1 protein-coding gene is annotated in these 318 nt (G+C 39.3%); it reads right to left on the bottom strand.

What is annotated here, in order from left to right; genetic code table 11:
• Positions 1 to 318, bottom strand: a 318-nt coding sequence (locus ACFINC_RS09590; RefSeq protein ID WP_375617064.1) for a hypothetical protein, incomplete at both ends; no start/stop codon positions are given.

Here is a 318-nt window from a genome sequence, read left to right as displayed (position 1 = left end):
CTTGTCGGGTATACTCATCGGCTGTTGCACTTTCTAAGTTACTGCCTTGACTTTCTAATTGCTTTTCAAGCCAAGTTAACGCTACGTTTGAATCGATAGATGCACTGCGCAGACGATAGAATAAATGTGCTGAAAAAGTTGGGTCAGCAGTAAATGATTTGTATTGCGTAAAAAGAGAGTTTAGATTTGTTTTATTTTCTACAAGAGAAATTTTATCAGCTACTTGACTCGCAAGATGGCGCATCTGGCGCGCTTTTTCGATACGCACTGAAAGACGACGAACATTTTCAATGAGTAGCATTTGCATAACTGAAGGAA

It is taken from the genome of Bartonella sp. AP58NXGY (genome assembly GCF_042195785.1).
Taxonomy (GTDB): Bacteria; Pseudomonadota; Alphaproteobacteria; order Rhizobiales; family Rhizobiaceae; genus Bartonella.
The sequence above is the reverse complement of the archived record's forward strand: the minus strand, read 5'-3'. Positions and strand labels throughout refer to the sequence as shown.